Raw genomic sequence first — 11,429 nt, 5'->3', positions numbered from 1 at the left:
TTTTGCAGAAGCTTGGCTGAGGGCTGAGCATCTTCCTCATCGAGGGCCGGCCGAACACACTCCGGCGGTTCTTTGACCGAGGGTCGTGCCATGGTGTTTCTGGTCGGGTGGGTGCTGGTGTTGCTGTTGCTGGCCCTGTGGTCCGGGCTGGTCATGGCCGGGCATGCGCTGCTGGTGGCCATGTTGACGCATGCCGGCGGCATCGGCTCGGGTGACTGGAGTCTGCCCGCGTCGCTGACCGCCTGGTTGCCGGGGCCGGTAGCGGATTGGCTGGTGTCCACGCTGGAAACGCTGACGCCCCAGTTGCAGTCACTCGCAGGCATGCTGCCGTCGCTGTCCGGCGGCGTGACCGTGCTGGCCTGGGTGGTGTGGGCCTTGGGCGCCTTGCTGCTGCTGGGCATCGGCCTGGCCATCCACTTGGCGATCGCGCTGTGGCGCAAGTCCCGGCAGTCCACGGCACCGCAAACCGTCGCGGCGCTGCGCTGATCGCCTCTCACCCAACTCTCATCTGCCTGCCTCATGGAACCCCTGACTGGTTGCCTCACCCTCCTCGCCACCGTTCTGGCTGGTTCCGCCTTGCATGCCTGGCGTCTCCGCAATGAGAGGCGCGATGTGTGGCTGATCGGTGCGTCCAGTGGCGCAACCGGCCTGGGTGCCGTTCTGATGCACTGGCTCTGAGGCCTGCGGGCCTGGGCGGGCCGTGACGAATGGAGTGGACGCGGACCTTCCCTAAAATTCGGCGCCCCTAACCCTAGGGGGCCAATTCAGGAGACCCCCTTGAAGCCCGTGACCGTCGCTGCGCTGAGCAGCCTGGCCCTTGCCATTGCCCTGTCGGCTGCAGCCCCGCTGCAGGCCCAGACGGCGCCCGCCGCCGTCGCCTCCCTCGAGCAGATCTTCCGCGCCGAGCCCTACCGTGGCGAGAACGCCAAGGAAGCCAGTTTCAGCCGCAGCGGCCGCTATCTGGCCTATCTCTGGAGCCCCTTCGGCGAGCCCGGCACCGACCTGTGGGTGCATGACACCAAGACGGGCAAGACGACGCGCATCACCTCGCCCCAGGTCATGGCGGCCTTCGAGTCGCCCGAGGACATGGAGCGCTTCGACAAGAAGCTCAAGCAGCGCAACACCGAATACGCCGAGCGCCAGGTTCGCGAGGTCGCGCAGCAGGCCTATCTGCGTGGCGACAAGGTCGACCTGTCGCAATGGGAGAACGCCCAGCTGGCTATCCTGAAGAAGGAACTGGCCGAGAAGAAGGTCAAGGACGACGCCCAGAAGGCCGCCGACAAGGCCGAGGCCGAGGCCGAGAAGCAGGCCATGGCCGCGCTGGCGGCCAAGCGTGCCGGCAAGCCCGTGCCTGCGGCTGCGCCGGCATCGGCCGCCTCCGCCGCCGACAAGAAGGACGACAAGGAGAAGGAGGTGTGGGAGCTGCGCGACGAGCTGAAGAAGAAGCTGGCCCGCGAAAAGCTCAAGCCCAGCGACCTCTACCCCGGGCCGACCCAGTTCGCCTGGGCGCACAAGGCCGACGAACTGGTCTTCCAGTACCGCGGCGGCCTCTACCGCTGGAAGGCCGACGACAAGGCGCCGGCCGTGCTGCCGCTGGTGGCGACGCAGCGCGAGCTGCGCCTGGTGGGCTACACGGGCGACGACAGCGGCGTGCTGTTCAACGACGACACCCGCGTGCTGCGCACCAGCTTCAAGCTGCCTGGTGTGCAGGTCGTCAATCGCGAGCTCATCCATGGCGACGATGAGCAGCAGAAGAAGTACAAGATCGACCAGACCGCCATCAGCGAGGACGGCCGCTGGATGTCGCTGCTCGCCAGGGCGCCGCTGAAGACGGCCGACGACAAGCCGGCCCCGCCGCCCAAGCAGGTCGAGATCATGAATTACAGCGAGCGCTGGGCCACCGCCAAGAAGGTCAACCGCGAGGTGTCCGACGACAAGCGCACGGAGAAGCCGCTGGCCCTCTACATCCGCCAGGTGCCGGCGGGTGACGCGTCGCCGCGCAAGCAGGCCGAGCCGGTGTTCACCAACGCCGGCGGCGACGTCTGGTTCGAGATGAGCGATGTGGCCTGGGCGCGTGACGGCAGCCGCTATGCCTTCACGACCTGGGAGCGCGACAAGGAGCTGCTGCGCGTCTACCTCGGCAGCGCTGACGAATCGGTCAAACCCGAGATGGTGCTGGAGCGCCGTGGCGATGTTGGTCACGAGGTCGTCAATGTCCTCAAGCCGCGCTTCACGCCCGATGGCAAGACGCTGGTGCTGACGCTGGACGAAGGCGGCTGGCGCCAGCCCTATGCCATCGACGTGGCGAGCAAGGCGCTGCGCCCGCTGGTCAAGGGCGAGTTCGAGGCCCACCAGGTTGTCGGCTTCACGGCCGACAGCAAGGCCATGTTCGTGCTGGCCAACCAGGGCGACACGGCGGCCATGAATGTGCTGCGTGTCGACCTGGCCAGCGGTGCCACGCAGGCCGTGGGCACGGCCGGTGAATTCCACCGCGCCGCGGCCTCATCCGAGGACGGCCGCTGGGTGGCCGCCAACGCCGGCAACTGGGCCCAGCGCCCCGAGCTCAAGCTGCTGGCCGCCGACGGCAAGGCGGCACCGCGCACGCTGACCGACAGCAGCGACAAGGCCTGGGCCCAGCTCAAGCTGCTGCAGCCCGAGCGCTTCAACTTCACGAACCGCCATGGCGACCGCATCGAGGCCTATGTCTTCAAGCCCGCGGGCTGGAAGGCCAGCGACAAGCGCCCGGCCATCGTCTACGTCTACGGCGGCCCGCTGAACGACCGCCACATCGTCGAGGTCGACAGCTTCCAGAACACCGCCTACCTGTTCGGCCAGTACATGGCCGCCAAGCATGGCTATGTGACCGTCGCCGTGGACCCGCGTGGCCACAGCAACTATGGCCGCAAGTTCTCCGATGCCAACTGGGAGCGCGCCGGCGAACCCCAGGCCGAGGACCTGGAAGACCTCGCCAAGCTGCTGCCCGCGCAATACGGCGTCGACGCCCGTCGCATCGGCCTGAACGGCTGGAGCTTCGGTGGCTTCCAGACCCAGTACACGATGTACACCCGGCCCGACGTGTTCGCTGCCGGCATCGCCGGTGCCGGCCCGACGGAATGGGAGAACTACAACAGCTGGTACAGCGGCCGCACCATCGGCAAGGCCACCGACCGGACCAAGCCGGTGCTGCGCAAATACTCGTTGCTGCCGCTGGCCAAGGGCCTCAAGAAGCCGCTGATGCTGGTGCACGGCATGCAGGACCCGAACGTGCTCTACCAGGACACCGTCAACGTCTACCGCGAGCTGCTGGACTCGGGCAAGGAGTCCCTCGTCGAGCTCTTCCTCGACCCGGACGGCGTCCATGCCCTGGGCGGCGTCGTCAAGCCGGCCGGCTGGCACCGCAAGTACGAGGCCTTCTGGGTGCGCAACCTCGGTCGCGCTGCTCCCTGATCCAAGGTCAGGGCAAGGGCCGCAGCTGCGTCGCCAGCACTTCCTCGGCCACCTTCTGGCCGAGGCGGTAGCCCACATCGATCGAGTTGCGGAAGTGCACGCCGCTCCAGACGCGTGAGTTGGCCAGTTCCTGGCCCATGGCCTCGGGCGTGGCCCAGCTGCGCGTCATCGACAAGGTCGAGTTGACCCAGACCAGCGGCGCCTGGCTGCCGCCGCGGAAGTTGGCCAGCAGCGTCTGCAGATTGCCGCCGCCGGCGGCGCCGCCCGAGGGGTAGTCGCTGTTGGGCGGTGTGTGGATCAGTGGTTCCCACGCCGCGTCGCGCAGCCTGGCATCGGCAAAGGCGCCGCGCAGCGCGTTGTGGGGCCGCCAGTGGCGGTACTTGGTCTTCAGGCCGACATAGACGATGCGCGTATCGAGGTCGGCCATGTCCATCAGCGCCAGCATGCGGGCGAATTCCAGCGGCGTCGCCTTGTTGGCCTCAGCCAGGGTCTTGAGCATCGCCACGGCGTCCTCGCCCTCGCCGGAATTCCAGAACAGCGCGATGACCGACTGCTCGCCCGTGCGCTGCGTGCTGACCCGGCCGCCAACGGCCTTGACCTCGGCGAGGTCGCGTTGCGCGATGGCGCTGCCGACGGCCGGCGGCGGGCCGGGGTCGTAGGCGGCGACGTCCTTGATGCCGAAGGGCTTGAGCCTGGCCAGCCCCACGCCGGACTCCTGCTTGTATTCCGGCGTCAGCACATGGATGCCGGGTGCAGCCTCGACCTTGGGCGGCTCGACGCGGGCATGGCTGTCGTCGGCCCGCAGGGCCAGCAGCGCCAGCGCGACGCGCCGGCCCAGGGCCACGCCCTTGGCGCGGGCCGTTGCATCGGTGGCCGCCTTCAGCGAGGCCTCGTAGGTCTTGTCGAGCAGGGCCTGGTCGGCGCCCGGCACGCTGCCGAGCACGACGCGCGCGGCGGAGGCGACGGCGGCGTCAGGCGAGGCGTCGGGCACGGGCACCGGTGCCGCGCCATAGGCCTGGTAGCGCGGCGTGATGGCATTCAGCGCGTTGAACATCGCCAGGTCGGTCAGCAGCGTTGCCGGCTGGACCTGGCCGCGCGGCGATTTCTGCAGCACCTTGGGCGTGGCTTCGGCCCAGTCGCTGACGACGTCGGCATGTGCCGCAGACGCCAGCAGGACCAGCAGCAGGACAGTGAGCTTGAGCATGAACTTCTCCCTGAGCAGCAAAGGGGCGACGCTACGCCGTGCGACCGGGCGCGGCAAGACCTGCCCTAAGCTGTCGGCCATGGTGACCCCGCCCCCACCGCCCGACGAAGACCGCCGCCTCGCCCGCCTGGCGGCGCTGGCCGTCATGGACAGCGAGCCCGAGCCGCTGTTCGACCACCTGACCGCGCTGGCCGCGCAGATCTGCGGCACGCCCGTCGCCCTGCTCGGCCTGCTGGACGAGCGCCGCCAATGGTTCAAGGCCGCCGTCGGCTTCGGCCGCAGCGAGACGCCGCGGGCCTTGACCTTCTGTGCCCACACGCTGCTGGCCGACGGCCTGTTCGAGGTGTGCGACGCGCGCCTGGACGAGCGTTTCGTCGAGCATCCCGACGTGCTGGCCAGCCCGCCGCTGCGCTTCTACGCCGGCGTGCCCATCCGCCTGGACGATGGCAGCCACCCCGGCACGCTGTGCGTCGTCGACTTCAAGCCGCGCGAGCTGACCGAGGCCCAGCGCGAGGCGCTGACCCGCCTGGCCGACGCGGCCGCCGAAGCGCTGATGATGCGCGAGCGCGCCTTGGGGCTGGCCGGCGACGAGGCGGCAGAGCAGCCTTTTCGCGTGCTGGCCGAGACGACGCCGCTGGGCATCTTCCGCACCGATGCGGCGGGGCACTTCATCTTCACGAATGCGAACTGGCAGCGCATCTGCGGCCTGTCGGCGCGCGCGGCCCTCGGTGAAGGCTGGGCGGCGACGCTGACGACCGAGGACAGCAGCTCGGTGCTCGACCACTGGCAGCGCTGCATCGAGCTGCGCCAGCCCTTCGAGATGCGCTACCGGCTGCGACGCGGCGGCAACGGCCACGGCGTGCGCCAGGTCTGGGCCCGTGCCCGGCCGCTGCTGGCGCCGGACGGCGGCCTGCGCGGCTTCGTCGGCATCACGGAGGACGTGACCGACCGCATCAGCGCCGAGCGCGAGCTGCGCGACAGCAAGGTGCTGCTGGACCGCACCGGCCGCGTCGCCGGCATCGGCGGCTGGAGCCTGGACTTGCAGAGCGAGGAAATCGTCTGGAGCGACCAGACCTGCCGCATCCACGACCTCGAGCCCGGCCACGTCCCTTCGCTGGAAGAGGCCATCAACTACTACAAGCCCGAGGCGCGCACCGTCATCCAGGCCGCCGTGCAGCGGGGCATGCAGCATGGCGAGGCCTGGAGCCTGGAGCTGCCGCTGGTGACCGCCAAGGGGCGCGAGATCTGGGTGCTGTCCCAGGGCCAGGTGGATTGGCAGGACGGCGTGCCGGTGCGGCTGGTGGGCGCCTTCCAGGACGTCACCGAGCATCACCGCGCCGCCGTCGAGCTGGAGCACAACCGCCAGCGGCTGCGGGCGCTGTATGAGTCGACGCCGGCGCTGATGCATTCGGTGGACGCGGCCGGCCGCGTGCTCAGCGTGTCCGACCGCTGGCTGGAACGCCTGGGCTACAAGCGCCAGCAGGTCATCGGCCGGGCCATGGATGACTTCATGACGCCCGAGTCGTCGCAGCAGGTGCGCGACATCTACCGCCCTGCCATGTGGCGCGACGGTCATGTCAGCGACTGCCCCGTGCAGCTGATCTGCGCCGACGGCCGGTTGCGCGACGTGCTGGTCTCGGCGGTGGCCGAATACACCGCCTCGGGTCAGCCGCTGCGCGCGCTGGCGCTGGTGGACGACATCACCGAGGACCTGCAGCGCCGCGCCGAACTGGCCCACGAGCAGCGCATGCGCCGCCAGACCGAGCGCCATGTGCAGGAGCTGGACCAGTTGCTGCACGAGCGCTCCGAGATGCTGGACGTGCTGGCCCACGAGGTGCGCCAGCCGCTGAACAACGCCAGCGCCGCGCTGCAGGGCGCCGCCGCCAGCCTGGCCGGGCGTGGCGAGCGCCAGGCGCAGGAGCGGCTGACGCGCGCCCAGGCCGTGCTGGGCACGGTGCTGGCCGGGGTCGACAACACCCTGGCCGCGGCCAGCCTGCTGGCCGGTGGCGGGCGCGTCGCCCGCGAGGACACCGACATCGACACGCTGATCGCCGTGACGATTGCCGACCTGCCGCGCGAGCAGCGCGACCGCATCGTCGTGCACCGCCACACCGCCACGCGCACCGCGCTGATGGACATGAGCCTGCTGCGCCTGGCCCTGCGCAACCTGCTGTCCAACGCGCTGAAGTACGCACCCGGCGTCAGCCCGGTGACGCTGCACGTCATCGACTTCGACGAACCCGCCGTGCTGCAGTTCGAGGTGGCCGATGCCGGCCCCGGCATTCCGCGCGAGCTGCTGCCACGCCTGTTCACGCGTGGCGCGCGCGGCAGCGGCCATGCCGGCGTCGGCGAGTCGGCCCACGGCCTGGGCCTGTACATCGTGCGCCGCGTGATGGACATGCACGGTGGCACGGCCGAATTGCTGCGCACCGGGCCGCTGGGTACCGTGATGCGGTTGAGCCTGCCGCAGGCCGACTAGATGCCGCCAAGCGTGATGGCCGACACGACTTTTACGGCTGAAACCGTGCCGGGTCACGCGACGCCGCGCTGGGGTCCCGCTAGGCTGCGGGCCCCATGGATCGTGCTGTCATGAAGAAGGGCCCGCTCAGCCTGCGCAGCCAGCTCAGCCTGGTGCTGGGCGGCCTCGCGCTGGCCATCCTGACCGGCGTCGGCGGCTACCTCGGCAACCTGGCGACCGATGAGCTCTACACGGCCCAGCAGTCGGCCGTGCGGGCCACGGCCCAGGCCGCCGCCGAGCTGCTGGCCACCCAGCTGCGCGACCGCGAGCGCGAGATCGAGCTGCTCAGCATCGCTCCTCATCTCGTGGACGGCAAGCTTGACGCCGCTGCCGTGCGCGAGGCGCTGGACCGCCGCCAGGCCCTGCACGACGAGTTCGCCTGGATGGGCGTCGCTGCCCCCGACGGCATCGTGCTGCAGGCCACCGGCGGCATGCTGACCGGGCGCTCAGTGGCCCAGCGCGAATGGTTCATCGCGGCACGCGAGCGTGTCTATGTGGGCGATGTGCACGAGGCCAAGCTGCTCGCCACCATGCTGCCCTCCCAGCCCAATGGCGAGCCGACGCGCTTCATCGACTTCGCCGCCCCCATCCGCGATGCCGAAGGCCGGCTGCGCGGCGTCGTCGGCGCCCATGCGCACTGGCGCTGGATCACCGGCATCGTCGACGGCACGGTACGCCGCCAGCAGCCCGGCAGCGGCATCGACGCCCTCATCCTCGACCGCCAGGGCCGCATCCTCTACCCGGAGGCGATGAAGCTCGCCCAGAGCGCCGGCGCGGCCGTGCTGCCCAGCAACCTCGCCAATGGCCGCATCGAAGGCCGGCAGACCTTTGGCGACGGCAAGGAATACCTGACCAGCGAGGCCGCCCTTCAGGCGCGCACCAATGCCGAGCTCGGCTGGCGCATCGTCGCCCGCCAGCCGCTGGAGCAGGCCATGCGCCCGGTGCGCGAGCTGCGCCGCGAGCTGGTGCTGCTCGGCCTGATGGTGGCCACCGCGTTGACGCTGGCCGCCCTGCTGCTGGCGCGGCGCATCAGCCGGCCCGTCGAGCAACTGRCCAGGATCGCCCAGCGCGTCGAGGTGGAGCGCCGCATCCCCGAATTCCCCGCCGAGCCGGCGGCCCGCGAGCTGGCCCAGCTCAGCGATGCGATGCAGTCCATGGCGACGTCCCTGCTCGACACCGAGCAGCAGCTGCAGAAGACCAATGCGACGCTGGAGGCCCAGGTCGAGCAGCGCACCGCCGAACTGCAGGCCGCCAACGCGGCCCTGGAACACCTGGCCACGCGCGACCCGCTGACCGGCCTGCACAACCGCCGCAGCCTGGACGCGCGCCTGGCCGAGGCCCAGGCCCTGGACCGCCGCTACGGCGTCAGCAACGGCCGCGTGCACGGCCTGCTGCTGGTGGACGTCGACCATTTCAAGCGCGTCAACGACGTCTATGGCCATCCCGCCGGCGACGCCGTGCTGCGCCAGCTCGCCGCCATGCTGCAGGCCAACGTGCGCATCGGCGACGTCGCGGCCCGCTTCGGTGGCGAGGAGTTCGCCGTGCTGTTGCCGGAGCTGGCCGGGCCGCTGGAGGCCGTCATGGCGGCCGAGAAGATCCGCGCCGCTGTCGAGGCCGCAACCTTCCCCGAGGTCGGCAAGCTGACCATCAGCATCGGTGTCAGCCTGGCCTCGCCGGATGACGAGTTCGTGGGCCCGCTGATCGCGCGCGCCGATGCCGCGCTGTACGAGGCCAAGCGCGGCGGACGCAATGCCGTCGTGCTGAAGACGGCCGCAGTCGTGGCTTGAACCGCGGCGGGTCTGGAGGCGGCCCGACAGGCGGGGTCAAGAACTCCCCGCAGCCGCCGCCGCCGGTGCCTCCTAGGCTTGGGCCCATGTTGTCCCTGGCCACTTCCGCCCCTGCCACGCTGCCGCACAGCGTCTGCTGGGGCCGCCTGCCAGCGGAGATCAGCGTCTACACGGCGGCCGAGTTGCGCTCGCAGTGGCTGGTCGAGCTGGAGAGCCGCGCCGGCGACGCCGAGGCCATCGAGCTGGATGGATCGGCCGTCGAGCAATTCGACGCCGCCGGTGCCCAGAGCCTGCTGGCCCTGGCGCATGCCCTCGGCGCGCGCGGCCAGCGCTTGCAGCTGACGCGGGCCAGCGACGTCCTCGCCCATGCCTGCAGGGCCCTCGGCCTGGCCGACCTCATCGCATCCACCGCCAGCGAGCCGCAGCCATGAGGGTCGCCTGATCGATGTTGTTGCAGGAACTGCGCGAGTCCACCTGTGTGCGACTCGCCGAGCTGATGCAGGAGGCGGTGGGGCTGAGCTTCTCGACGGCCGGCCGTGCCGTGGTCGCGTCGCGCCTGGCGCCGCGGCTGCAGCGTCTGGGCCTGGACAGCTATGAGGCCTATGTCGCGCTGATCGCCGGCGCGGACGGCGCTGCCGAGCTGCAGCTGGCCGTGGACCTGCTGACCACCGGCGACAGCCATTTCTTTCGCGAGCCCGCCCACTTCGATCTGCTGGAGTCCGAGCTCAGCCGCATGCGCCTGCCGCGCCTGCGGCTGTGGAGCGCGGCCGCGGCCTTCGGCGACGAGGCCTACAGCCTGGCCATGCTGCTGGCCGACCTGCAGCAGGCCGGCCGCATCGGCGCCGACTGGTCCGTCCTCGGTACCGACATCAGCGAGCGCGCGCTGCGCGCCGGCTTCGAGGCCATCTATGCCGAGGACAGGCTGCGCCAGCTGACGCCGGAGCGGCTCAGGCGCTACGGCGTGCGCGGCAAGGAGGGGTCGGCCGGCCTGATCCAGATGCAGGCGGCCCTGCGTGAACGTGTCGACTTCATGCGGCTGGACCTGCGCCAGCCGGTGGGCGAGCTCGGGCCCTTCGACGCGGTCTTGCTGCGTCATGCGCTGCTCTATTTCGACGCGGCGACCCGGCAGGCCGTCGTCGGGCGCGTGCTGGCTCAGCTGCGGCCCGGTGGCCTGTTCTTCATCGGCGCCGGCGAGGACCTGAGCCTGGCGGGCCTGGAGAAGCTGGCGCCGGGCGTGTTCAGAAAACAGGCTTAGATCAGCTGCAGCGGCGCGCGGAAGACATAGCCGACGCGCGACTTGCTTTGCAGCGGCACCAGGGTGGGCGTGGCGCGCTCGATGCGCCGGCGCAGGCGGTAGATGGTGGCCGACAGGCCGTCGTCGGTCTCGCCATCGGGCACTTCGCGGCCGAGCTTGTTCAGCAGGGCCTCGCGCGTGACCGGTTCGCCATTGGCCTGGGCAAAGCATTCCAGCAATTGCCGATCGGCCTCGCTCAACTGGATGCGCGTGCCGTCGGGCACGACGAGTTCGCCGCTGGCTCGGTCCAGCTTCCAGACCGCATCGGCTGCCGATGGCTTGGCGACGCGGCGCTGCACGGCGGCGATGGCCAGCGACACCTGCTCGAACTGCACCGGCTTGACGAGGTACATGTCGGCACCGGCCGTGATGACCTCGCGGAAGACCTCGGGGCCCAGGCGGCCGGACACGACGACGACGCCGGCGTCGGTGCGCCGGCGCAGGATCTTGATGAGCTCGACGCCGTTGACGCCGGGCAGCATCAGGTCGACCAGATAGAAGTCGAAGTTGAAGGCCTCGGGCGAGGCCAGCAGGGCGTTGCTGTCGTCGAAACGGCTGACCGCGATGCCCTGCTGCTCCTGCAGATGCTGGGTCAGGAACTCGGAGTACTCAGCGTCGTCGTCGATGAGGGCGAGGGTCTTGGGGTGCATGGCGGCGTTGGACACGGGAGCAACCGCGGAGTTTGCCGCATGACTGAGGCGTCAGGGCGTCTCGGAAAGCCATCGGAACGTGGTTTGCTGCACGCTTTGGGTCATAAATGACTGACACTAGATGGGCGCTGTGATAAATCAAGCCGCCAGCGAGCGGCACGAGGAGACCGCGATGGACGACGACGTTCAAGACGAAGGCCCCGACGAGTTGGACTGGCTGCAGCCCGGTCATCGCTTTGCACCGGCGGAGGCGTTGCGGCGCATCCAGGCGCTGTGCGCGGCCTGGCCCGATCTCTATGCCGCGATGTTTCTCGTGCTGGCCACCCACCAGGAGCTGCCGCGCGACATGCTGGCCGCGGCCATCAAGCAGTTCCGCGCCGACCTCGACGCCTACACCCGCGATGATGTCGTCAGCCTGCTGACGGCGATCTGGAACGGTGGCAAGAGCGGCTTCGACGCGGTGCTGCGCACGCGCGCCAATTCACCCAAGAAGGGCGGCGGCGCGTTCTCCTGGGTGAAGGAGTAGCGG

General features: G+C 70.1%; 9 protein-coding genes. 7 read left to right on the top strand and 2 right to left on the bottom strand.

Annotated elements, in window-relative coordinates:
• Positions 1 to 90: 90 nt before the first annotated feature.
• Together AC1D2H_RS22085 and AC1D2H_RS22080 are read left to right on the top strand one after the other, a co-directional pair.
• Positions 91 to 486, top strand: a complete 396-nt coding sequence (locus AC1D2H_RS22085; RefSeq protein ID WP_477936405.1) for a hypothetical protein — start codon at positions 91 to 93, stop codon at positions 484 to 486.
• Between the two features lie 300 nt (positions 487 to 786).
• On the top strand, positions 787 to 3,447 hold the full coding sequence (locus AC1D2H_RS22080) for a S9 family peptidase (protein WP_478012528.1): 2,661 nt from the start codon (positions 787 to 789) through the stop codon (positions 3,445 to 3,447).
• 7 nt (positions 3,448 to 3,454) lie between these two features.
• Here AC1D2H_RS22080 and AC1D2H_RS22075 read toward each other — a convergent pair whose 3' ends face one another.
• Positions 3,455 to 4,651, bottom strand: a complete 1,197-nt coding sequence (locus AC1D2H_RS22075) for a vanadium-dependent haloperoxidase (protein WP_477936407.1) — start codon at positions 4,649 to 4,651, stop codon at positions 3,455 to 3,457.
• Here AC1D2H_RS22075 and AC1D2H_RS22070 point away from each other — a divergent pair.
• The 4 genes from AC1D2H_RS22070 to AC1D2H_RS22055 all read left to right on the top strand — a co-directional run bounded on the left by AC1D2H_RS22070 (position 4,650) and on the right by AC1D2H_RS22055 (position 10,211).
• Positions 4,650 to 7,130, top strand: a complete 2,481-nt coding sequence (locus AC1D2H_RS22070) for a sensor histidine kinase (protein ID WP_478012465.1) — start codon at positions 4,650 to 4,652, stop codon at positions 7,128 to 7,130. The genes AC1D2H_RS22075 and AC1D2H_RS22070 overlap by 2 nt on opposite strands.
• A 110-nt stretch (positions 7,131 to 7,240) precedes the next feature.
• Positions 7,241 to 8,956, top strand: a complete 1,716-nt coding sequence (locus AC1D2H_RS22065) for a sensor domain-containing diguanylate cyclase (protein WP_478012464.1) — start codon at positions 7,241 to 7,243, stop codon at positions 8,954 to 8,956.
• An 86-nt stretch (positions 8,957 to 9,042) separates the two neighbouring features.
• Complete coding sequence (locus tag AC1D2H_RS22060; protein ID WP_478012463.1) at positions 9,043 to 9,387, top strand: STAS domain-containing protein; 345 nt, start codon at positions 9,043 to 9,045, stop codon at positions 9,385 to 9,387.
• 14 nt (positions 9,388 to 9,401) lie between these two features.
• Positions 9,402 to 10,211, top strand: a complete 810-nt coding sequence (locus AC1D2H_RS22055) for a CheR family methyltransferase (RefSeq protein ID WP_478012462.1) — start codon at positions 9,402 to 9,404, stop codon at positions 10,209 to 10,211.
• Here AC1D2H_RS22055 and AC1D2H_RS22050 read toward each other — a convergent pair.
• Complete coding sequence (locus AC1D2H_RS22050) at positions 10,208 to 10,915, bottom strand: response regulator transcription factor (protein WP_478012461.1); 708 nt, start codon at positions 10,913 to 10,915, stop codon at positions 10,208 to 10,210. The genes AC1D2H_RS22055 and AC1D2H_RS22050 overlap by 4 nt on opposite strands.
• A 157-nt stretch (positions 10,916 to 11,072) precedes the next feature.
• On the opposite strand from AC1D2H_RS22050, the gene AC1D2H_RS22045 reads away from it, so the two are divergent.
• Positions 11,073 to 11,426 carry a hypothetical protein gene (locus AC1D2H_RS22045; protein ID WP_477936419.1) on the top strand — a complete coding sequence of 118 codons (354 nt, stop codon included), beginning with the start codon at positions 11,073 to 11,075 and terminating at the stop codon, positions 11,424 to 11,426.
• Positions 11,427 to 11,429: the final 3 nt, after the last annotated feature.

This window comes from Roseateles sp. P1_C1_2, from assembly GCF_056406535.1.
This window is presented reverse-complemented; position numbering and strand designations above follow the sequence as displayed.